This window comes from Lachnobacterium bovis, assembly GCF_900111325.1.
In the GTDB taxonomy this organism is placed as follows: domain Bacteria; phylum Bacillota; class Clostridia; order Lachnospirales; family Lachnospiraceae; genus Roseburia; species Roseburia bovis_A.
Map to the genome: position 1 here is coordinate 34,815 of NZ_FOGW01000016.1, position 24,146 is coordinate 58,960.

Sequence of the window (24,146 nt, forward strand, 5' to 3'; positions counted from 1 at the left end):
TATGAAAAGAAAGATAAGTAAATTATTTGGAACGTTTCTTACGTTGTTATTGGTTTTTACGACCGTTAAGCCAGTAGAAATCGATGCAGAAGGATTAAAACATACAATTACGTTTAGAGCAGGTGATGTAGGAGATTTTAATATATCAAGTGAAAATTTAAAAATTAGTAAAAATGTAGGATCAAATTCGGTTTCAAAAGTTGAAGTTAAAGAAAGCTTTATAAGATTGACAGTTGATAAAGGAACAAGCATTCCAAAAGCTATTAATGATGGATTTGGATATGTAGTAACTGATAAGACAAGCTTATATAATTTTTTCGTGGGAGCATTAAAAACAAATAGTTCTTATGCGTTATTAAATGATATGAAACGTTGGGGATTATCAGATGATGATTTTAACGGAAAAAGTGATATAGGTAGTTCAAAAGAAGTTGTTTTAGATTATGGTAAAATTGTAAATCCGGTACCATATACAATTAGATATATTGATGCACAGTCAAACGAATCAATTGCAGCACCAGTTATTGTTTATGGTAGTGCAGGTGATGAGATAACAGTATCACCTATAACAATTAATCAGTATGCAACAACAAATCAACCTGTAAAACATAAATTAGAGAAAGGACAAGATAATTTAATTACGTTCTATTATGCATATACAGGAACAACTTATGTACCTGGAAATGTCATTCCTGGACCAGCTACACCAGCAGCACCAGCACCAACAGTAGTGGTACCAGCACCAACTGTTGCAACAACAGGTGGATTAGCAGCAGCAGGAGCCGGAGCGGGAGCCGGAGCAGGAGCCGGGGCAGGTGCCGCAGCTGCAGGAGCCGGAGCAAATATTGCGGATAACCCAACACCAGCAGGAGCCAATCCAGAAGGTGAAGAACAGATTGGAGAAAACGTAGAAGGTGGAGAAGAAGCAAATATTGGTGAGAACAAAACACCAAAATCTGCTGGAATAGATAACAAAAAAGAAAAAGGTAAAGGTAGCTCTAATTTCTTTATGAATAATATTATTTTTATTGTAGCAGCAATTATTGTAGCAGCATCAGCATTTGGAGTTGGAGCGGTAGTAGCAGTAAATCGAAATAAGAAAAATTAAACCTCAAATCCCCATTCATATATTTTTTTTGATGCCACCTTAATGAATAGTTAGGTGGCATCGTTTTATTATTTTATAGAGAATTGTTTAGATATTATAGATGATAAAAAATTTAATTGTGAACAAAATTTTTTGTGGCATTTCAAATAAAAAAGTGATAGAATAATAAAAACAAACAAAAAAATAAAAAATTTATAAACAAATATATATAAAAATAATAAAATTTTCTATGAAAGAGGATTGATATTATGTTGAAAATACACACCTTAGGAAAATTTCAACTACAATATAATGATAAAGTGGTTGAAATGAAAGAGATTAGGTCAGCTATGATGACTAAAGTTTTATTGTATTTGTTGATATATAGGGACGAAGAACTGAATAGTGAGCGACTGTGTATGGCTATATGGGAAAGATCGGATGTTGCAAATCCTGCAGGCGCGTTAAAAAATCTAATTTACCGTCTAAGAAACTTCTTCAGAAATGAATTTGGAATAGAAGATGTTATTTTAAATAGTTGTGGAAGCTATAAATGGAATCCACAAGTAGATGTAGAATTAGATGTTGAAAAATTTAAAGAAATTATAAAAACTGCAAAAAATCAAGAAAAAGAAAAAGCAATTCTATTGTATAGAGAAGGATTAGATATTTATAAAGGCGATTTTATGCCAGCGTTTTTAGACTTATACTGGATATTGACATTAAACACATACTATCATTCGTTATACTTATCTGCAGCAAAGAGACTCGCTGAAATATATTCCACAGACAATAATATGACAGAATTAGAAAAATTATGTAACGTAGCAATAAAAATAGACAATACAGAAGAGGAAATTTATTGTTATTTAATTGAGGCTTTAGTAAAGCTTGATCATGTTTCTATGGCGTATGAAACTTATGATAAAGCTAAAAAAATCTTATTTAATGAATTGAAAATAAATAAGACTGAAAAATTAGATGAAGCCTATAAGATGATATTGTCATTTAGTAAATCTGATGTTGTAGATGAAATGGATGAAGTGTATGAAGACATAAATGAAATGGACGAAGATGTAAAAGGTGCTTTTGTGTGCGGATATCAAGTTTTTAAAGAAATATATCGAATGAATGCAAGACTAAATGCAAGAGACGATGAAGAAGGTCAGGTATTATTAATTACGTTAGATAGTTGTTACAAACAAAAAAATGATATGACAGAATACCAGATCAAAAGAGCAATGGCATCATTAGAAAAAATTTTAATTGACTCTTTAAGAATAGGCGATGTTATATCAAAATATTCAACTTCACAGTACATTGTTTTATTACAATCTTGCAACGAAGAAAATGGAATAATGGTGTCTAATAGGATAGTAGAAAAACTACTTGAAAAAAACAAAAAAAACAGATCGGTTTCTGTACAGATTGATTTAGAGCCAGTTGAATTGGCGTCACGCGCAGATAGACTCTTTCAAAATTAAAGTGGATAAAATATAATTGTGTGACTGCCGTGTGACTATGTATTGGTATTATATTTATATTAAAAAATGAATTTCATTTACTATGAGGGTGGTAAATTATTCATAGGGTGAGTATAAGGAGGAGTTACATGAAGCCAAGAACAGTATGTAAAAAATCATTAGCTGTAATTTTAGCGGGGTTGATGATGATGGGAAATATTGGCAGCGCTGGTGCGGGAAATACGAACAGCTCTGGAACATCAGAACAGCTAGCCGCAGCTTTGCAAAAGAATCCGGTTAGAGTAAGTTTGTTTAAATACAAAGTTAAACCAGATTCTACTGCTCAACCAAGTGCTCTTCGAGAAGAAAGCACAGAAAAGAAAGAGGAGTCAACGCAAAAACTTGAAGACAGTTCACAAGAGAAAAAAGACGAATCTACAGAAATGAAAGAAGATTCATCAGAAAAAATTGAGCCAGCACGAAATAATGTAGAACAAGAGACAACTAGGAAAGAAGAGTCTACAGAAAAAAAGGCTGAACAAAGTGGTGATACACAAAATAATACTCAAAACGAAACTGCAGAGGAAACACCAGAAACTCCATCTACAGAAGTACCTGGTGACATTAATGCGTACAACAGTAGTAATGCAGGAGGTAAAATCCCATTACAGTTTATAGGTGCAGATTCAACTGGAAGCACAAAAGATAAGATAAATCAAAATCATCAAGATGAATTACAACAGGGTATTTTTGCTGATGAATTAAAAAACAACACTTTAGCAATGAGTGATGGTGTATATTCATTTGATTTGTTTAATACTGTAGGATATCGTCCTGGTGATTCAAGTTTCCAATTAGATAGAAATGATTATGTGACAGCATATTATAACGTAGATGTATCAAATTTATATGAAAAAAATGATAATGGAGTATATGAATTTGATTCAAGCAAAAAAGATATGGTTTTAAATAAGACAACAGGCAAATTTGAAGAACCTAGTCAGAGTGCTGGATCTTCAATATTTAGCCCATTTGTTAATGAATCTACGGGTAAAAGAGAATTTCATTTTGGCGTTTTAACAGACTTTGATTTTGTTATTCCAAAAGAACAAGTTAGAGATGAAAACGCTGAGAATGAAATATTTGAATTCGGCGCAGACGATGATATTGTAGTTTACATTGATAGTAAGAAAGTTGTTGATTTGGGTGGAATTCATAATACTATTAAAGGTAAAATTAATCTTAGAACAGGAAAAGTAACATATTTCTCAGAAAATGGTAGTGATATTACCATAAATGATATAAATGATCCAAGTAAAAAAGTAGTGGGAAATAATATTGAATATGATATTGGTACTACATATAATGATGGTTTACCTCATAATATGAAAATTTTCTACCTTGAAAGAGGAGCAAGTAAGAGTGCTTTAAAATTAAAATTTAAACCGGTAGAAGAAGATTCAGATAGTATTACAGCTAAAAAAACAGCTGATTTAGTAAGTGCAGACGATAGAACGTATAAAATAAATTTAGGAGTAGCAGCAAAAGGAATAGAACACACTACAACTACATCATCAAATATTGTATTAGTACTTGATACATCTAATTCGATGCTATTTAGAAATGTTAAAGCATTAAGTGGAACTTCAAGTAGTGAAGTATATAAAAAGTTAGATACTTTAGATAAAAATAGAACATATTCTTCAATGAAACTAGAAACGATGAAATTGTTGAGTTATTCATTGTATAATAAATTATCAGATAAGGACCAAGAAGTTTTTAAGAGTCTACTTGATATTTCATATGTTGAGGGTGATAATTATTTTTATGGGGCTCCAAGTGATAAAACGACATTGGTTCGTTACGATGAAAATGATAGAAAATGGTATAGATACTATTTTACTGAATACAAGCGTGATGGTAGATACTACTACAAGTTAAATAAAAGAGAAGTTACCGAAAGAGATTGCCCGTCAGAATTATACACAACAGGTATGGAAACGATGAAGGATGCTACTAAGAGGTTAGTTGATGAAATTGGTGATGATTCAAACTTAGGTATTGTTTTGTTTGATTCAAAGGCAGGTGTACAACAACAAGTTGTTAACGTTGGACAAAATAGAACAGCTATTAAATCGGCAATTGATAGTATAAAGAGAGTAGGAGCAGGTGCAACGTTTCCTTCAAATGGCTTTACAATGGCTAATGGATTATTTGACCAAACTTTGATGAATAACGGCAAGGATAATCATGTAATCTTTTTCTCAGATGGCGTAGCAGAAGATGAGCGTGCTACTATTAGAGCTGCAAATATTATTAAAAGTAGAGGAATTACTATCTGGGGAATTAATGCAGTTAGTGATACTTATGGCATCGTACAGCAAGTTGCTACGAAAGGAAAGATTGTAAATGTTAACGGTATAGAAAATCTAGCAGAGGCATTTTCAAGTATTATTACATCTATCGAAAAGCAAAAAGGACAAATTGTTGATTACATTGATGATAGATTTGAACTAGTTGATAATAATAATAAACCATATAAAGCTGGTGATGTAATTACATTTGGTGACAATATAAAGGGTGTTGTAATAGCTGATGCACTTGGTCAAGTTAATGGAATTAAATGGGAAAATCAAGAATTAGAACCATTGGATGAAAATAACAAAACAAAATGGAATGTTAGTTTCAGAGTAAAAGCCAAAGATTCATATATGGGTGGTTATTGTATTCCAACTAATGGCTCAAGCTCATGTGTTATGGTTGGCGGAACAATTAAAAATTTCCCAATTCCAACAGTTGATGTCCCATTATTAGCAGGAGAATTTAAGACAAAAGAAGAAACATACTTATTGGGAACCAAAGTAAAAAATATTTGGAAAAAAATAAGAGATGTTGCTGATCAAGGCACAGGTAAAAATTCAGACTTTGGCGTAAGTAATGATGTAATCTCTGCATTGATGGCTGGAATTAATGATTCACAGCATGAAGTAGAATACACACAATTTTATAATTATGGTACAGCTGGTGATTTAGATGGTGAAATTACTTATAAACTTGTAGTTGTTGGTAGTGACACTTGTGAAGACCATAGAATGAAAAAAGCAGGAAAGGCAGCAGAAAAGTATATTCTTTCAGCAGAGTATCATCCATACAATAGAGAAAAACGTGAAGGAATAGTTAGGAACTTGTATGGTGATAATTTAGGTGATTACTATACGTTAGGTAAAGATAATCAAAAGATAACTGCTAGTGGAAGTTATATAATGAATGTTGTGCCAGGTTCGATTGAGATTTCAAAGGTTATATCAAAGGAAGATTATGAAAAATCAAAGAAATTTGGCGATGCAATCTTTACATTTAAGATTTTATTTACACCATATAGTGATGAATTAAAGGATGGAAAAGAAGTAACAATTGATGATAAGGCTGTTGAATTATATCAGACTGTTAGATTTACAGACAAAGATAATTATTCATTGAAAGCTGATGGTGATAATTACATCATTACCACTAAACTAAAAGATTTACCAAAAGGCAGTTATAAGATATCAGAGTTGTCTACAATGGGCTATAAGAACATAGACGTTAAAGCCACTGGTGGATGTGCTACAGTTGATGGTAAAGAAGTTAAGGTTGAGTTTAAAGATGGCAACAAAGAATTACAAAATGGTAAAAAGAGTTTAAGTGGTAATTATGAAGATTTATGCGAAGAGTATAAAGCATCAGCAAAATATACTAATAGCTTCAACCATACTGATAGACCAACTGATACAGACGTTGTAAAGAATAGCTTTATCATTAGACAGCAAGAAGTTATGCCAGGCAATGAGTTGCCACAATCTAAACTTGTTGATAATGATAATATAGTAAGTTATTTAGAGTATCTTATTGACATAATTGAAAAAGCAAATACAAAACCAGAAGAGGAAGAAAATCCTAGTCAAAGATAATGATGGTTTAAATTAGTTGATCTAGCAAAAATGAAACCAATATAATAATCAATTGCTCATGCCCGTTGTTTTAGGCATGAGCGATAATAAGATTTCAATTGTATGGAGGGGTATAATAAGATGAAGGAAATCTTAAAGAACAAAAAAGTTGTTGCAGGTGTAATGGCTGCAGTTGTTATAATTGGAGCAACAGGCACATATGCATTTTATAAAACACAAACAGAAACGGTTGCAAATACTTTCAAAACCGGTCCGATTAAAACAGAAATTGAAGAAGAATTTGAAGGAAGTGTTCAGCCTGAGGCAACTGTGAAAAAGACACCACGAGTAAAAAACACAGGATCTCTTATAGCTTTTGTTAGGGTAAGAGTTTTTCCATCTCCAGATATTGTAGATTACGTTGGAAGCGCAGAAAACAATGAAGTGGCTGAAGATAAAATTGGGTTATTGTCAGGAGAATGGAGTGATCGGGCATTTAATGTCGCAACATGTCAGAATAACCAGTACAAAAGTTTATTAGGAAGAGATGAAAATGCCATTTATGGTGAGCCTGATAGTGAATCTGAGGATAAAATAGGTTGGATTTATTCTGATGGCTATTATTATTTTAATAGACCAATAAAACCAGGGGAATCTACTGAAAAACTATTTAGTGGAGTAAAAATAGGAAAAAATGTAAAAGATAATTTTGATGTTACAGTTTCTCAGGAATCAGTAGCAGCATCAAAATATAAAGCTGTCAAAGTATATGATTTAGAAAAAATCAAATCTGAATTTGAAGCAGCTGAAAAAAATCAAGACTAGTATTATGACTAGAATAATTATGTAAGGGTAGGAAGAGTAATATGATTAAGAAAATTTGTAGTTTTTTAGCAACATTATTAATGTTAGGATTATTAGTAGTAGCAGGGTTATTATTTATCCCAAAAGCATTGGGATATGAGGAATTTGCAGTTTTAAGCGGAAGTATGAGACCTAAACTTGAAGTTGGAACTTTAGTATATACTAAAGAGGAAAAGATGGAAAATTTAAAAGAAGGTGACATTATTTCTTTTAGAATTGCAGAAGATACAGTTGTAACTCATAGAATAAATAAAGTAAATGACGATGGAACATTCATAACAAAGGGAGACGCTAATAATATAGCAGACGGTTCTAAAGTTATGAAACAAAACATCATCGGAAAATATGCTTTTCATGTTCCATATTTAGGATATGTTTCAATTTACACAAGAACGCCAATGGGAATTGCGGCTTTGTGTGGATTGGTTGTGGTAATTCTATTATTAAACTTTTTGCCAGATGCTATAGGATCGAGAGATGTATATAGTGATGATAGGCATAATGAGGAGTAGTTATTTTATATTATATTAAAAGTATAAATTTATCACTGTGTTACACTTATGTGACCAACCAATGATAATTTATATACATGGAGTATAAAAAATAATAATTTAAAGGAGAGTAGAATTATGAACAAGAAAAAAATGGTAACAGTTTTAGGATCAGCAACATTAATTGGAGCAATTGGGATTGGAGGAACATTAGCTTATTTGACAGATGGTGCATATACAGTTTCAAATACTTTTGTTTTAGGTAAAGGCATCAAGATTGATTTGAAAGAGTCAAAAGTTGGAACAGAAACTGATGTAACAGATGATAATAGTGTTGCAGTACAAGCATTAAAAGGCGAAGCATATGGTTATGATTTAGATGGTGAAAATAAATGGACAGTTACTAAGAATGAATATGCTAGCGTTCACCCTGGTGAGACAGTATATAAAGATCCAACAGTTTTAGTGGCTGAAGGTTCAGAAAATGCTTATATTTATGTTACAGTTAAAAATGCATCAACTGAGGCTGTAGATAAAGCGACTCAGTATCAGATTGATGTTCTTTCTGATTGGGAATTAGTTGAAACGGACGAAGTTAGTGATGTGTTAATATATAGACATAAAGGTTTAGGAGAAGCTGGAAAAAATTATACACTATTCACTAATGCAAGAATTAGAGGTAATAAAGAGGGTGAAGTTAAACCTGAAAAGCTTAATGACTTAGATGTTAAAGCATATGCTGTTCAAGCTCACGGTGTTAAACAGGCTACAGCAGATGCAGAAGCAATTAAGCTTATTAAAGCTAGTGCATCTGGAACACAGCAATCTGGTGAAGATGATAATGGTGGAGGAACACAAACACCAGAACAGCCATAAAATTAATCACAACCCCTGATATAAAGTACACCTTTTTATACATCAAAATGTTCTCGAGTGATTTTAATCACTCGGGAACATTTTTTGTGCAATTAAATAATTGAATAACAATTTGTTTATGATATAATTAAAGTGTATAGAATATTATTAATATTATGAATAGGAGGAGCTAGATGAAAAAAGTTACACTATTTACAAAAATATTTTTAATTGCTACAATAACTTGTGCTTTTTTTACCGGATGTGAAACATCAAAGAAAGCAGAACCTAGTAATACAGAAAATAAACAGACTTCTCAAAAAAATTCAAATAAAGGATCTTCTACTACTAATTCGAAAACGAAGAAGTCTGATAAAGCACTTGCAGAATACAAGATTATTCTTACAAACTTGCATAATGAGCACAAATTAAGAGACAAAGAAGTAAAGCTCGCGCAGGCAAGTGATATAGAGAATAACCAGTATGCAATATATGATGTGGATAAAGACGGACAAGATGAATTGATTATTCTTTTTACCACAGCTGACAATGACTTCGTTCAAGGCAAAATATATGGTTATGATTCCAAAAAATCTGAAATCGTAGAGAAATTAGATTGTTATCCATCTGTTCATGTTTATGATAATGGAATAGTAATTGATGATGTAACGGTTGCACTTAATAGATCTGCAGATCGTTTATGGCCATATGGAATATGGAAATATGATGCTAGCCAGAATAAATATGTTAACCATGGTTATTTATCTCAGATATTTGCAGATGATTCAGAGACAGAAAGTGAAGAGTTAGATCCATTCCCAACAGATAAGGATAAAGATAAAGATGATACACTTTATGTCCTAAAGAAACAAAATGAAGAAACAAAATTTATGGATAAAGCTGACTACGAAGAATTTAGAGATGGCTTTTTAAAGAATGCTAAAGAAGTTAAAATAGATTATAAAAATTTGACTTTAAAGAATATTAACAATAGTTGTAAGGAGCAATAGACAAGATGATACGGACAAGACTAGTTAATTTATTAGATGATGCAAAAAAATATATTTATTATCAAATATTATTGCAATTTTCAATTTTAATATTAAGAATATGTATGATTTTTATGGCTTCATCGTTAGTAGATACCGCAATCAAGGGCGATTTGACTGATAAACAAATCGCCTTTTTTGCGTTAAAATCTATAGTTTTAATAGCTATATGTTGTGTTTGTGAAAGATATTATATTAAATTCAAAACAAGAGTAAGCTTGAATGTAAAAAGTGTTTTGAGAGAAAAAATCTTTCAAAAGCTAGTACGTTTAGGAATGAACTATGATAAGGAAGTAGAAAGAAGTAAGCTAGTTCAACTAGCCGTTGAAGGTGTTGAACAGCTAGAAGTATATTTTAGTAAATATTTATCGCAGTTTTTGTATAGTATTGCAGCTGCTATTTTAATTTTTATTTGTGTATGTACAAAAGATATACTTGCGGGAATTATTTTATTAGTTTTTGCGCCACTTATTCCACTTTCAATAATAATAGTTTACAGGATTGCTAAGAGATTAGTCAAAAAGCAATGGAAGAATTACACAGATTTAGGGTCTTTGTTTTTAGAAAATTTACAGGGCCTAATGACATTAAAAATTTATCAAGCAGATAAGCAAAAAGCAGAAGAATTAGTTGAAGAATCAGAAAGATATCGTAAATCTGAGATGAAAGTTTTGATTATGCAACTCAATTCAATGGCCGTGATGAACATAATGACAAGCGGTGGTACTGCTCTTGGAATTATAGTTGCTTTGGTGCGATACCATAATGGTAAGATATCTTTTGGATCAGCTTTTGCAATCTTTTTATTAGCAGTTGAATTTTTCGTGAAGTTCAAGAAACTAAGTAAATTTTTTAATGTGGCTATGAAAGGAATGGCAGCAAGTGATAAAATATTAGCTTTTCTTGATTTGCCAGAAGAAGAGGAAAAAGGCGCTAAAATTACTTCCGAACCAATATTTTTGAAGCTAGATAATGTTTGTTTTTCATATGAAGATGGTCAAGAAATACTAGATAAAATCACTTTAAATATCAGAACAGGAAATTTTATTGCTTTTGTAGGTAAATCAGGCTGTGGAAAAAGTATATTAGCTAAGATTTTATCAGGACAATTAAGCGGTTATACAGGAAAAATAAATATTCAAGGCAAGGAACTTTCTGATGTAAATATCAAATCGTTGAATGAAAATATGGTAGTTGTAACAGGTGATAGCTATATTTTTAAAGGAAATATAAGAGATAATCTTCTGCTAGGTAAACCTGATGCTACAGATGAAATGCTAAATGAGATGATAGAACGAGTTGGCCTTACACAAGTGCTTGAAGCAAAAGAGGGTTTAGATACTGTTGTTGAAGAAGCGGGAGCAAATTTTTCAAGTGGTCAGCGTCAAAGAATTGCTATAGCAAGAGCTCTATTAAAAGATGCACCGTTTTATATTTTTGATGAAGCAACTAGTAACATTGATAAAGACAGTGAAGAAAAAATTATGGCCATAATCAAACAACTTGCTAAGGATAAAACAATAATTTTGATTTCTCAGAGATTAGAAAACGTGGTTGATTGCGATAATATTTATGTGTTCGAAAATGGAAAAATGAAGGAAAGTGGTCTTCATGAAGAGTTGCTTGAAAAGGATAAAATTTATGCCCAATTATATAATAAACAAAAATCTTTAGAAAACTATTCAATAGAAAAAACAAAGATTAAAACTATAAAGTTTGTCGAAAATAATGTTGAAAAAACAAGCGATGTTGCGCAAAAAGATTTAGAGCTTGAAGAAAAAAGAGGAAAAATCTACATTCTAAAAGAGTTAATTAAATTGATAAAACCATTGTTTTTAGTTTTATTTATGGCAACGGTATTTGGAATATTAGGTTATTTGTGCGCAATTTCATTAACATTAATGGCAACATATGATTTGTGCTTATTGAAAAACGGAAAAGATGCAGGTGTACTAGAGGTCTTATTGCTTATTGCTTTTTTACGAGGAATATTAAACTATATTGAGCAATATTGTAATCACTATATGGCATTTAAGGCACTTGCTATTATAAGAACGAAAGTTTTTAATAAATTAAGAAAACTTTGTCCAGCTAAGTATGAAGAAAAAGATAAAGGTCATCTCATTTCGCTACTTACTTCCGATATAGAGTTGCTTGAAGTTTTTTACGCACATACTGTACCAGAATTTTTGATTGGATGTTTTATAGTTGTTTTTGTGACTGTTTTTGTCGGTGAGATTTCAATTGTTTCTGGTGGCATTGTTTGTGTGACATTTATTTTGCTAGGATTCGTTTTCCCATTTTTCTTTGGTGAAAAGGAAGAAAAAACAGCGCTAGAATATAGAAATAAAATTGCTGATATTAATAGTTTTATGCTAACATCCTTACGAGGTATTCGAGAAATATTACAATACTCACAGGGTGAGAAAAGATTAAACGAAATTGCTGATAGAAATGATGATTTATCATTTTTAAAAATAAAGTTAAGTAGATTAGAAGAAAAACAAAAAGTTTTGATGATGTTTATGCTTTTATCTAGTTCAACAGTAATTTTTTGTATATTACTTCATTTGATGGTGCAAGATGATTCAGTTTCAATTGAAAACGTTGTCTTAGGATTAGTTGCTATTTTGTCTTCGTTTGAAATGATAGTTGGATTATCTAATTTTACTAACAACATGCCAAATATAATAGCGAGTGGAACAAGAATTATCGGCCTTTTATCAGAACAACCTAAAGTGCATGAAATAAAATTTGATAAACGAATTGGCAATGAAGATATAAAATTTAATCATGTTTCTTTTGAATATGATAATAAGGAAGAAGTTTTAAAGGATGTAAGCTTTATAATTCCTAAAAATAAAATAATTGGTATCAATGGAAAGAGTGGTTGTGGTAAATCGACAATTCTTAAATTGTTGATGAATTTTTGGAACGTTGAACAAGGAGATATCGAATTTGGAATTGATAATATAAAGGACATTGATACTACAAATCTTAGAGATATTGAAGCCTACGTTGGTCAAGAAACATATATTTTTAATGACACAATTGAAAATAATATTTTGCTTGCTAATCCAAGAGCAGAGCATTGTGATATTGTTGATGCGGCCAAAAAGGCATCTTTACATAAATTTATTAAGTCGTTACCACAAGGTTATGATACAGTTATTGGAGAACGAGGCGTTAGATTATCAGATGGACAAAAACAAAGAATTGGTTTAGCTCGTGCGTTCTTACATAATCCTAAGATTTTATTATTAGATGAGCCAACAAGTAACGTGGATAGTATAAATGAAGGTATAATCCTAAATGCTATTTTAAAAGAAGCAAAAAATAAAACAGTTGTTATCGTATCACATAAGGAATCTACATTAGATTTTATTGATGAGATGATAAAAATTGTTTAAAAATCAGCGCGAATATATTGAAAAAATATATTGCAGATAAAAGAGTAATAAAAAATAAATATTGCAGATAATATAGTAATAAAAATATTTATCACAGATAAAAGAGTAATAAAAAGGAATTGTAAAGATGAAAGTCGTGTTTAAGGAGAATTGAAAAATTCGAACATGATAAGCATCTTTACAATTCCATTTTTAATAATATAGATTAACTTTAATCTACCAGAATAATTAAATAAAAAGAGGTATACAAACGGCTAAAAAGTTAAACAATTACAATTTGATGAGTAAATTCATTTTTTAATAAAGATGAATCTCTAAATTTGTTTAATATAATCTGGTTATAAATATCACTTGTATAAATATCGTTTTCAAAGAAAGAGTATGTTTTAGAATCCAAGATATTATAAGCATTAGCTACTTTAGTTATCATAGGGATACTACAATTATGCTTAATATGACCTAGCAAATCTTTTGATTCTTTATTAAAACCAAGTATTCTAAGATAAGGAGTATAATCTAAGTCTTTTCCAAGTTCATAATCTGTTTTTTTAATATTTAATAATATATGAAGCAAGATTCTACTTAATCTTGTATAAGTGACATCTTTAGATTTTAATAAATGTCTAAATTGTGTAAAATCTTCATAATCATATATATTTTTTTCTATTTTATTTGATAATTCGATGCTACAGTCTGCGTAGGTATCGTATTTTTTCCCTTTTTCAAGAAAAAGTTTATAGCCTAACATACTAGATATATCATCTTCATGAACAAGAACTTGTTCATTATTTAAAATAATATCTTTAGTAGAGGAAGGAACAGCATCTATCCAGTTTGAATTTTCACCATCAAAAATACTATTTCTTATTGAAGTGGCAGATGAAAATTTACCAGTTATAGTAGGAGTGTTGTAAGTGCCACCTTTTCTAGGCAAAGAAACAGGTATTACAGATGAGTTTTGTTTATATAAAACTTTTAAATATTCAATTGCTAAAATATTGTTAGAAGAGTTCAAAATTTCGTCAATATTAGATTCTGCAAGTTCTAAAAGGTGAATATCTCCAGAATTTATACTATTAGTAAGAGTATCGTTTGCAGATACAAAAGCGATTAAATCATTAAGAGAGCTTGCTCTAGCAGTTGCATAATTTTTTCCAGAACGAACTGTAGAAAAAAGATTAGATTGAATACTAGGTGCGTGTTCAACAAAAATTTTGGCTAGTGTTTTTAGCATTGTAAGTTTAGTGGTTTCAGCTCCGAATCCTAAATGAGTGATTACACCGGTATTAAGAAGCGCATTAACACCGCCATTTGCAAAATATTCTGCAGATGAACAAGCCCATACACTAGGAATTTCTATCACAAGATCAGCGCCCTGTAATAGAGCCATTTTTGTTCTATTATATTTATCTAATATTGAAGGAATGCCGCGTTGTAAAAAATTTCCACTCATAGCAACGATACAATAATCAGCATTCGTTTGTTCTTTTAGTTGTTTTATTTGGTATTCATGCCCGTTGTGAAATGGGTTATATTCGGTAACAATTCCTAATACATTCATAAGTTATAGAGTCCTTTCTGTAAAAAAATACAATATAATAGTATATTATCGAAAAATAAAGTAATAATATAATATCATTATTTTCAGAAATATGAAAGTATTATAAATATGGTATAAAAAAATCATTATTTTTTCTAAAAAATTGTACAAAACGCAGTACAATTATATATTTTGTCTTGTAAGCAAATTGAATTCAGTTTATAATTAAAGAGTATGTTTATGCATTAGATATTGTAGAAACAGGGAAGGTTAATGCGACTTACAATAAAAAAATAACCAAAAGAGGAGATAATAATATGAACGTATTAGTTGTTAATTGTGGTAGTTCGTCACTAAAATATCAGCTTATTAATTCTGAAACAGAGAAGGTTTTAGCAAAGGGACTTTGCGAAAGAATTGGAATAGATGGACGTCTTGTATATCAGAAAAGCGGATTAGATAAAGAAATTTCAGAATTAGATATGCCAACTCACAAACAGGCAATCCAATTTGTATTAGATGCTCTAGTTAACGATAAAACAGGTGCAATCAAAGATCTTAGTGAAATTGATGCAGTAGGCCATAGAGTTGTACATGGTGGAGAAAAGTTCTCATCATCAACAGTTCTTACTCCTGAAGTTTTAAAAGCTATTGAAGAATGTAATGATTTAGCACCACTTCATAATCCTGCTAACTTAATCGGAATTAATGCATGTAAAGAATTAATGCCAAATGTTCCAATGGTAGGCGTTTTTGATACTGCTTTCCATCAGACAATGCCTGAAAAAGCGTATTTATACGGTTTGCCATACAAATATTATGAACAGTATAAAGTAAGAAGATATGGTTTCCACGGAACAAGCCACAGCTTTGTTTCAAAGAGAGCTGCTGAATTTTTAGGATTAGATATTAATAATTCAAAAATTATCGTGGCTCATTTAGGTAATGGAGCTTCAGTAACTGCTGTATTAAATGGAAAGAGTGTTGATACATCAATGGGACTTACACCTCTAGAAGGTCTTGTAATGGGTACACGTTCAGGTGATATTGATCCAGCAATTATGGAATTTATCGCCAAAAAAGAGAATTTATCAATTGAAGGCGTGATGAATGTATTAAATAAAGATTCAGGTATTCATGGAATTTCTGGTAAATCTTCAGATTTCAGAGATATCAGAGCAGGTGCTGCAGAAGGTGATGAAAGATGTCAGGCTGCAATGGATGTTTTCTCTTACAGAGTAGCTAAATACATTGGTTCATATGTTGCAGCAATGAACGGTGTTGATGCAATTGCATTTACAGCTGGTATCGGAGAGAACGTTGGAAAACTTCGTAAAAGTATCATGAGTTACTTCGATTATTTAGGAGTAAAAATGAATGACGAAGTTAACCTTGAAACTATGGGAGATGAGGCTGTAATTTCTGAAGAAGATTCAAAAGTTAAAGTGTGTGTTATTCCAACAAATGAGGAATTAGCTATCTGCAGAGAAACAGTTGCTCTTGTAAAATAGTTATTGACAAAATGAAATCCGATATGTATAATTGTTTAGGTATGAATAGGAGTGTACAGTGATTATTAGTATTTCAGATTTATTAAAAACAGTTAACAAAGAAGAGACACATGTAGTAGAAATTGAGATGTCTACTATTAAGTCACGTTTAGGCGAATATCCTATTCGAGAAAAACATCCGGTCTCTCTTTTAATTAAGAATGTTGAGAACAAGAAGCTTCAAATTAAGGGAGAAGTCAAGATTACTCTTGATATACCGTGTAGTAGATGCTTGGAGATAGTTCCAACAGCTATTGAATGTAGCATTGACAAAGAACTTAACATAGATAATGGTTCTGCTGTTGATGAAGATATGGAAACAACAGACTACCTGATTGGATTCAATTTGGATGTAGATAAGCTTGTCTACGCCGAAATTTTGGTGAACTGGCCAATGAAAGTTCTATGTAAGGAAGACTGCAAAGGCATTTGTAAGGTTTGTGGTACAAATCTTAACAAGAAAGAATGCGGTTGCCAAAGAACAGAGCTTGATCCAAGAATGGCAGCAATCCAAGAAGTATTTAATAAATTTAAGGAGGTGTAAGCAAATGTCTATTTGTCCAAAGAATAAATCTTCTAAAGGAAGAAGAGATAAGAGAAGAGCTAACTGGAAAATGAAAGCTCCAAACTTAGTAAAATGCAGCAATTGTGGAGAACTTATGATGCCACATAGAGTTTGTAAAAGCTGTGGATATTATTCAATGAAATCCATCGTTGAAAAAGCAAACTAATTATAGCATATGTTAGGCCTTCTGGTTGTATTCCAGAAGGTCTTTTGCTGTTATAGACCCACTTTATCCTTGATTTATATATAGACTTATAGTATATTTTTAATAGACACGTAAGGAGGAGAGGTTATGCAGGACGTTACAGTTGTTGCACTTGATGCAATGGGTGGAGATAATGCTCCACAGGAAGCAATTAAAGGTGCAATTAACGCAGTTAAAGCAAGAAGTGATATAAAAGTTTTATTAGTAGGGCAGCAAAGCATTATTACAAAAGAATTAGAGAAATATACATATCCTACAGAGCAAATCGAAATAGTAGATGCTCCAGAAGTGATTGAAATGGCTGAGCCACCTGTTATGGCTATTCGTAAGAAGAAACAGTCTTCAATCGTAATAGGTATGAATTTAGTTAAGAAAAAAAATGCAGACGCTTTTGTTTCAGCAGGAAGTTCAGGAGCAGTTCTAGTAGGCGGTCAAGTTATAGTTGGTCGTATTCGTGGTATAGAAAGACCTCCACTTGCTCCACTTATTCCAACAGAAAAGGGCGTGTCATTGTTGATAGATTGTGGCGCTAATGTAGATGCTAGATCATCTCATCTTGTACAATTTGCAAAAATGGGATCAATTTACATGGAAAATGTAGTGGGTGTTAAGAATCCTAAAGTTGCAATTGTTAATATTGGCGCAGAAGAAGAGAAAGGCAATGCTCTTGTAAAAGAAACATTCCCATTACTTAAAGAATGTAAAGATATTAATTTCGTTGGTAGTATTGAGGCTAGAGATATTCCTAATGGATATGCAGATGTAATTGTTTGTGAGGCATTCACAGGAAATGTAATTTTGAAATTATATGAGGGACTAAGTACAACATTGTTACGCGTTGTAAAAAAAGGTCTTATGTCAACATTAAGAAGTAAAATTGGTGCATTAATGGTTAAACCAGCACTTAAGAAGACTCTTAAAGCGTTTGATGCAACAGAGTACGGCGGAGCACCATTACTTGGCTTAAATGGACTTGTAGTTAAAACTCATGGTAGTTCAAAAGCTAAAGAAATTACAAATTCTATTTTTCAATGTGTTACATTTAGGGAACAAATGATAAATGAGAAAATTAAAGAAAAAATAGTCGATAACACTACTAAGGAAGAGTTGTCTGATGATAAATAATTAATATAGGAAAGGATATGTAAATATGGAATTTGAAAAAATTAAAGCAATTATCGTTGATGTATTAAACGTTGACGAAAGTGAAATCACAAAAGAAACAACATTCGTAGATGATCTTGGAGCTGATTCACTTGATGTTTTCCAAATTATTATGGGAATCGAGGAAGAATTTGGCATTGAAATACCAAATGAAGAAGCTGAAAGTATTATAACTGTAGGTGATGCTGTTGATAAAATAAAAGCAGTTACTAGAAATCAAGATTAATTAATAAGTTGCTATATGATATTTATTCACCCACCGCAGTATTAGATTGTGATTCAATTTAGTACTCCGGTGGGTGTCTGTTATAATTAGATAAAGAAGGAGAAAAAAGTGTCAACTAATTTAAAAGAATTTCAAGAAATTATTAAATATGAATTTAAAAAAGAAGGTTTGTTAAGACAAGCGTTAACACATAGTTCTTATGCAAATGAAAAAAAATTAAAAAAATTCTCAGATAACGAAAGACTAGAATTTTTAGGAGATGCTGTTCTTGAGATAGTTTCAAGTGAGTATTTATATCTTAATTATCCAGATGTACAAGAGGGAAAATTAACAAGATTAAGAGCAAGTATGGTATGTGAACCAACTTTAGCATTATGTACAGAAGAAATTGGATTAGGTAAATATTTATATTTGGGTAATGGTGAAGATAAAACTGGAGGAAGAAAAAGAAAATCTATTTTATCAGACGCATTAGAGGCAATTATTGGAGCAATATATTTAGATGGTGGTTTTGCTAGTGCAAAAGAGTTTGTTAATAATTTTATTTTAAAAGATATTGAACAAAAACAACTCTTTTATGATAGCAAGACTATCTTGCAAGAAGTAGTGCAAGGTGAACATAAAGAGCTTCAATATATAGTTGTTAAAGAAGAAGGTCCAGATCATGATAAAACTTTTACAGTTGAGGCGTGGTTAGATGGTGAGAAAATTGAAACCGGAACAGGACATACTAAAAAAGCAGCTGAACAAAATGCTGCATATAAAACATTATTAAAAGTAAAACCAGACATAAGGGGATAAAGAATGTATTTAAAAAGTTTAGAGGTTCACGGATTTAAATCTTTTGCCAATAAAATAGTGTTTGATTTTCACAATGGAATAACAGGTATTGTTGGACCTAATGGAAGTGGAAAAAGTAATGTAGCTGATGCTGTTCGTTGGGTACTAGGTGAGCAGAGTGCGAGACAATTAAGAGGAGCGTCTATGCAAGATGTTATTTTTGCGGGAACAGAAAATCGCAAGCCTTTAAGTTACGCTTATGTTGCAATCACGCTTGATAATTCTGATCATCAACTTGCAATTGATTATGAAGAGGTAACAATTGCAAGACGAGTTTATCGCTCGGGTGAAAGTGAGTATTTGATTAATGGTAGTCCATGTCGATTGAAGGATGTATCAGAATTATTTTACGATACTGGTATTGGTAAAGAAGGATATTCAATAATCGGTCAGGGTCAGATTGATAAGATTTTAAGTGGCCGACCTGAAGAAAAAAGAGAATTATTTGATGAAGCTGCAGGTATCGTCAAGTTCAAAAAACGTAAAGTTACAGCACAAAGAAAGCTTGAAGAGGAGAGAGAAAATCTTGTCAGAGTAAATGATATTTTATCAGAATTAGAACGACAAGTTGGACCTCTAGAGAAGCAATCCGCTAAAGCAAAGGATTACTTAAAATACAAAGAAAACCTTAAAAAATATGAAGTCAATAAGTTTCTTATGGAAAATAAGAGATTAGAGACCGAAAAGAATGATGTTGAAGAAAAGTTTAAAATAGCAGATTCTCAAAAAAATGAAGTTTCAAAGAATTACCAAAATATTAAAAATGAGTATGAGAAACTTGAACAGGATATTGAAAAGATTGATTCGATAATTAATGAGACAAAAGAAAATATTAATAATTCGTCTCTTAATAAAAATCGATTAGAAGGCCAAATCAATGTTTTGAAGGAGCAGATTAAAGCAGCAGAGAATACTGACGAACATTTTAAAAATAGATTAAATTCTATTGAAGAAGATAAGCTTGAAAAAGAAAAATCAAAGAGAGAATATCTTAGAAAACAAGAAGAAATAGAAGCAAATAAGCTTGAAATTTCGAGTGAACGCGAAAAGATTGAGACCCAAGTTAATGATTTAAAGAAAGAAAATCATTCAAAAAGAGCGCTCCTAGATGAAAGTCAAGCAAATATTATCCATAATATTAAGGATAAGACATTATTAGAAGGTAAGAAACAACAGCAGAAAACTTTAATTGAACAAATTAATATTAGAAAAGCTCAGCTTAATCAGCGTCTTTTAGCACGAAAAAGTGAAGAGGAAGATATTGATTCAAATGTTAAAGAGTTTGAAAAAGTAGTAGAAGATGTAAATGCTAGAATTGATGAAGTAAAGAAAAAACAACAAGAAGCAGAGCATAATGTTGCTTCTTGGAAGAATAAATTAAAAGAAAATTCCAAACAAATAGAAGAAAATAATGAGAAATATCATAAGGTTTCTTCTAAATTAGAAACGTTAAAAAATATTGCTGAAAGATATGAAGGTTTCGGTAATAGCGTTAAAAGAGTAATGGAACAAAAGACGCAAAATCCTAAGATTTGTGGTGTTGTATCTGACTTGATTAAGGCAGAAAAGAAGTACGAAATAGCTATTGAAACAGCTCTTGGAGGTAACGTTCAAAATATTGTTACAGAAGATGAGGCTACAGCAAAAGAAATGATTGAATTTTTGAAGAAAAATCGATATGGACGTGCTACATTTTTGCCTGTTACTAGCGTTACTGGACGAAAAAATCCAAAAAGTGAAGAAGCGCTTGAGTGTCAAGGCGCAATTGGAATGGCAAACGAATTAGTTGATTGTGATTCGAAATTCAATGAAATTTGTGCATATCTTTTAGGACGTGTTATCGTAGTAGATAATATTGATAATGCGTTAGCAATTGCTAAAAAGTTTAAATATTCGCTTCATATGGTTACATTAGATGGTGAATATTTAAGCCCAGGTGGAACTCTTGCTGGTGGTGCTTTCAAAAATGCATCTAATCTTTTATCTAGAAAACGTGAGATTGAAGATTTAGAAAAAGAATTAGAAAAAGCAATTGAAATGAAAGAAAAGTTAAAATCTAGACGTGGTGATATTGATACTGCAAGAATTTTAAATGAAGATGAAAATAATTCTTTAAGAAAACAATTACAAGAATTACGTTTAGAAAAAAATACTGCCGATTTGAATTTAAAAAGAGTTAAAGAACAAAAAGGTAAGAGTGATGATATTTATCAAACTCTTAGAAAAGAAAATGAAGAAATAGAAAAACAATTATTAGACATAAATAATCAAACTAAAGAAATTGATGAGCAATTAGAAAATGCTCAAAATGAAACTACAAGATTGGAAAAATTATCTTTAGAGTTAAAGGTTCAAATTGATGATGATCTTAAAAAAGAGGACGCTGCGGCAGAAAAATTAGCAGATATCAAATTAAAGGAAGCTAATATTATCCAAGAAGTTAATTACATCAAAGAAAATATTGAACGTTTAAATGAAGAAATTTCTAAATTTGATAAAGAAAAGGCTGAATTGATTGCTAATGCAAGTATGGCAAAAGAAGAAATAGAAGCAAAGAAGAATTCGATAGAAGAAATTCAAAAAACTATTGCAAATTCTTCAGATGCATACTCTAAATGGCAAGAAACTCTTCAAGAAAATATTAAGAAGAAAGAAGAGTTGTCGGCTATTCATAAAGGTTTTTTTGAAAAACAAGAAGAGGTAACTAATAAGCTTAGTCTTCTTGATAAGGAAATCTTTAGATTAAATTCTCAAAAAGAGAAATTAGTAGAAGAACATGACAGAAAGACTAATTATATGTGGAATGAATATGAGTTGACACCTCATGCTGCACTTGAATTAGAAAGTGAAGAGTTTACTAATGAAGATCAACTAAGAAAAATGATTCATGATACTAAAGAAGATATAAAAAAATTAGGTGATGTCAATGTTAATGCTATAGAAGAATATAAAGAAGTTTCTACAAGATATGAATTTTTAAAAACACAGCATGATGACTTGATAAAGGCTGAAGAATCACTAGTTGGAATAATTGCTGACTTAGACGAAGGTATGAGAAAGCAATTTACAGAAAAATTTAGCGAAATTCAAACAACATTTAATGAAACATTTAAGAAATTATTTGGTGGTGGAAAGGGTTCTCTTGAATTAGCAGAAGGAGAAGACATTTTAGAATGTGGAATTAAAATTATTGCACAGCCACCAGGAAAAAAATTACAAAATATGATGCAATTATCCGGTGGAGAAAAAGCGCTTACGGCTATAGCTTTATTGTTTGCAATTCAAGCGTTAAAGCCATCTCCATTCTGTTTGTTAGATGAAATTGAAGCTGCTTTAGATGATTCTAACGTATCAAAATACGCCAATTATCTAAGTAATTTAACAAATCACACTCAATTTATTGTTATTACTCATAGACGTGGAACAATGAATGCGGCAGACAGACTGTATGGTATTACAATGCAAGAAAAAGGTGTGTCTACATTAGTTTCTGTAGATTTGATTGAAAAAGACTTGTCGGAGTAATATAATGGATATTGTATATTAATTATTGGGTATGTAATTAATTTTACATACCCATAAATGTTATAAATTAAACGAAAGGGAAAGATATATGTTTAATTTCGAAAAAAATATTGAAAAAAATTTAGAAGCTCAAATGAGCGTAAAAGAGGAAAAAAAAGAAAAGAAGGGCTTTTTTAAAAGACTTGTAGAAGGACTTAGTAAAACAAGAAATAATATTGTTTCTGGTTTAGATAGTGTTTTTAGTGGTTTTTCTAAAATTGATGAAGAATTTTATGAAGAATTAGAAGAAATTCTTATTATGGGTGATTTAGGAGTTCGTGCAACAGTACAAATATTAGATGAACTTCGTGAAAAAGTAAAAGAAAATCACATCAAAGAACCACAGGAGTGTAAACAATTATTAATTGATAGTATTAGAAATCAAATGAAAGTTGATTCTACAGACTATAAATTTGAAAATGAAAAATCAGTTGTTTTAATTATTGGTGTAAATGGCGTAGGAAAAACAACAACTGTTGGTAAATTGGCTGGAAAATTTAAAGCTGAAGGAAAAAAAGTTGTAATTGCTGGTGCAGATACATTTAGAGCTGCAGCCGGAGATCAATTAAAAGAATGGGCCAACAGAAGTGGCGTTGATATGATTGGCGGAACAGAGGGAGCTGATCCAGGTTCTGTAGTATATGATGCAGTAGCTGCCGCTAAAGCAAGAAACGCTGATTTATTATTAGTTGATACAGCAGGTAGACTTCATAACAAGAAAAACTTAATGAATGAGTTAGGTAAAATTAATAGAATAATTGAAAAAGAGTATGCTGGAGTTTATAAAGAAACTTTAGTAGTATTAGATGCAACAACAGGACAAAATGCTCTTGCACAGGCAAAAGAGTTTTCTGAAGTGGCTAACATTACAGGTATTGTTTTGACAAAAATGGATGGAACAGCAAAAGGTGGTATCGCCGTTGCAATTCAGTCAGAATTATCTGTACCGGTTAAATATATTGGAGTTGGTGAAACTATTGATGATTTACAAAAATTTGATGCAGATGAATTTATAAATGCATTATTTGCAGTAAACGAAGATCAATAATTTTATAGATATGTTTTTAATAAGAAAGACTAACTATTAAAAGTCAAGTTAAAAAATGATATTTTTTGATTAAAGTGCAGAAATGCATTTTAGATATATTTTGAACTCAGTTGGAGTTCTATGAACCTTGAAAACTGCATGACAAAAAGAGCATCTATGTAGGTGCTCAAAAAAGGAGTATTGAATTAGAAAAAGTTAAGATGCTTTAATGTATTGCTGATTTGTTTTTTCGAGATGATAAATGACTCGTACTAGCTTTTTTACAGCGTGAGATAGAGCAACATTATAATGTTTAC

17 protein-coding genes are annotated in these 24,146 nt (G+C 31.1%); 16 read left to right on the forward strand and 1 reads right to left on the reverse strand.

The features are described 5' to 3' along the window. The first annotated feature begins 1 nt into the window (after nt 1). The 8 genes from BMY79_RS07990 (at nt 2) to BMY79_RS08025 (ending at nt 13,148) form a co-directional block, all read left to right on the forward strand. Entirely contained in the window at nt 2-1,108 is a 1,107-nt protein-coding gene (locus tag BMY79_RS07990; RefSeq protein WP_143065832.1) for a MucBP domain-containing protein, read from the forward strand. A gap of 248 nt (nt 1,109-1,356) precedes the next feature. Beyond that, nucleotides 1,357-2,571 (forward strand): AfsR/SARP family transcriptional regulator, encoded by a 1,215-nt coding sequence (locus BMY79_RS07995; protein ID WP_022748321.1) that lies wholly within the window; start codon nt 1,357-1,359, stop codon nt 2,569-2,571. A 128-nt stretch (nt 2,572-2,699) separates the two neighbouring features. Continuing rightward, entirely contained in the window at nt 2,700-6,500 is a 3,801-nt protein-coding gene (locus BMY79_RS08000) for a VWA domain-containing protein (RefSeq protein ID WP_074730731.1), read from the forward strand. 120 nt (nt 6,501-6,620) lie between these two features. Further along, nucleotides 6,621-7,304: a BsaA family SipW-dependent biofilm matrix protein gene (locus BMY79_RS08005; protein ID WP_022748324.1), complete on the forward strand. Its 684-nt coding sequence runs from the start codon at nt 6,621-6,623 to the stop codon at nt 7,302-7,304. Between the two features lie 41 nt (nt 7,305-7,345). Further along, nucleotides 7,346-7,855, forward strand: coding sequence for a signal peptidase I (locus BMY79_RS08010; RefSeq protein WP_022748325.1), 510 nt, complete (start codon nt 7,346-7,348; stop codon nt 7,853-7,855). 117 nt (nt 7,856-7,972) lie between these two features. Beyond that, nucleotides 7,973-8,710: a hypothetical protein gene (locus BMY79_RS08015; protein WP_074730732.1), complete on the forward strand. Its 738-nt coding sequence runs from the start codon at nt 7,973-7,975 to the stop codon at nt 8,708-8,710. Nucleotides 8,711-8,883: 173 nt separating this feature from the next. Then, a complete protein-coding gene (locus tag BMY79_RS08020; RefSeq protein WP_022748328.1) occupies nt 8,884-9,699 on the forward strand; it encodes a hypothetical protein in 816 nt (271 codons plus the stop codon). A gap of 5 nt (nt 9,700-9,704) precedes the next feature. Continuing rightward, nucleotides 9,705-13,148 (forward strand): ABC transporter ATP-binding protein/permease, encoded by a 3,444-nt coding sequence (locus BMY79_RS08025; RefSeq protein WP_074730733.1) that lies wholly within the window; start codon nt 9,705-9,707, stop codon nt 13,146-13,148. A gap of 262 nt (nt 13,149-13,410) precedes the next feature. Here the strand turns inward: BMY79_RS08025 and BMY79_RS08030 are convergent, their stop codons facing one another. After that, nucleotides 13,411-14,709, reverse strand: coding sequence for a tRNA(Met) cytidine acetate ligase (locus BMY79_RS08030; RefSeq protein ID WP_074730734.1), 1,299 nt, complete (start codon nt 14,707-14,709; stop codon nt 13,411-13,413). Between the two features lie 296 nt (nt 14,710-15,005). Between BMY79_RS08030 and BMY79_RS08035 the strand changes: the two genes are divergently transcribed. The 8 genes from BMY79_RS08035 to ftsY all read left to right on the forward strand — a co-directional run bounded on the left by BMY79_RS08035 (nt 15,006) and on the right by ftsY (nt 23,850). Continuing rightward, nucleotides 15,006-16,199, forward strand: a complete 1,194-nt coding sequence (locus tag BMY79_RS08035) for an acetate kinase (protein WP_022748332.1) — start codon at nt 15,006-15,008, stop codon at nt 16,197-16,199. Nucleotides 16,200-16,257: 58 nt separating this feature from the next. Next, on the forward strand, nt 16,258-16,782 hold the full coding sequence (locus BMY79_RS08040) for a YceD family protein (RefSeq protein ID WP_022748334.1): 525 nt from the start codon (nt 16,258-16,260) through the stop codon (nt 16,780-16,782). Nucleotides 16,783-16,786: 4 nt separating this feature from the next. Next, the gene (rpmF, locus tag BMY79_RS08045; RefSeq protein ID WP_022748335.1) at nt 16,787-16,969 is read left to right on the forward strand and encodes a 50S ribosomal protein L32; all 183 of its coding nucleotides are present in this window, start codon (nt 16,787-16,789) and stop codon (nt 16,967-16,969) included. Between the two features lie 126 nt (nt 16,970-17,095). Then, nucleotides 17,096-18,133, forward strand: coding sequence for a phosphate acyltransferase PlsX (plsX, locus tag BMY79_RS08050; protein WP_074730735.1), 1,038 nt, complete (start codon nt 17,096-17,098; stop codon nt 18,131-18,133). Between the two features lie 25 nt (nt 18,134-18,158). Next, a complete protein-coding gene (gene acpP, locus BMY79_RS08055) occupies nt 18,159-18,398 on the forward strand; it encodes an acyl carrier protein (protein WP_022748338.1) in 240 nt (79 codons plus the stop codon). Nucleotides 18,399-18,506: 108 nt separating this feature from the next. Continuing rightward, the gene (gene rnc, locus BMY79_RS08060) at nt 18,507-19,199 is read left to right on the forward strand and encodes a ribonuclease III (protein WP_022748339.1); all 693 of its coding nucleotides are present in this window, start codon (nt 18,507-18,509) and stop codon (nt 19,197-19,199) included. 3 nt (nt 19,200-19,202) lie between these two features. After that, the gene (smc, locus tag BMY79_RS08065; RefSeq protein WP_074730736.1) at nt 19,203-22,763 is read left to right on the forward strand and encodes a chromosome segregation protein SMC; all 3,561 of its coding nucleotides are present in this window, start codon (nt 19,203-19,205) and stop codon (nt 22,761-22,763) included. 133 nt (nt 22,764-22,896) lie between these two features. Continuing rightward, complete coding sequence (gene ftsY, locus BMY79_RS08070; RefSeq protein WP_027422352.1) at nt 22,897-23,850, forward strand: signal recognition particle-docking protein FtsY; 954 nt, start codon at nt 22,897-22,899, stop codon at nt 23,848-23,850. Nucleotides 23,851-24,146 lie beyond the last annotated feature (296 nt).